A 280-nucleotide genomic window follows, 5' to 3' on the forward strand; every position below is an offset into this window, starting at 1 on the left:
TCTCCACTCGGTCCATTTTTAATGGCTAGATCAACCCGGCGCCAAACCATTTCCAGTAATGAGGTCACAGGTTTAAAGTTGATATAGTCAATTTCAGATAACTGCGCTAAATAGAAATTACCGTCAGTACCAAAAATTTCTATAAAACCACCTAAAGTGTCATCTAAATCACGAATTTCTTGATGAGTGATATCATTTAACACTAAGTTAACTTCGGGACGCAGAGTTTCAAGGCTGCTCGCACACTGAGTCACATCATCTTGAGCATCAACCATTGCTA

At 39.3% G+C, this 280-nt stretch carries 1 protein-coding gene; it reads right to left on the reverse strand.

Going from position 1 to position 280, the window contains the following annotated elements; all coding sequences use genetic code 11:
• Nucleotides 1-280, reverse strand: a 280-nt coding sequence (locus AAEY75_RS14755; RefSeq protein ID WP_352259987.1) for a type VI secretion system accessory protein TagJ, incomplete at both ends; no start/stop codon positions are given.

Source organism: Psychrobacter sp. TB55-MNA-CIBAN-0194 (assembly GCF_040309505.1).
In the GTDB taxonomy this organism is placed as follows: domain Bacteria; phylum Pseudomonadota; class Gammaproteobacteria; order Pseudomonadales; family Moraxellaceae; genus Psychrobacter; species Psychrobacter fozii.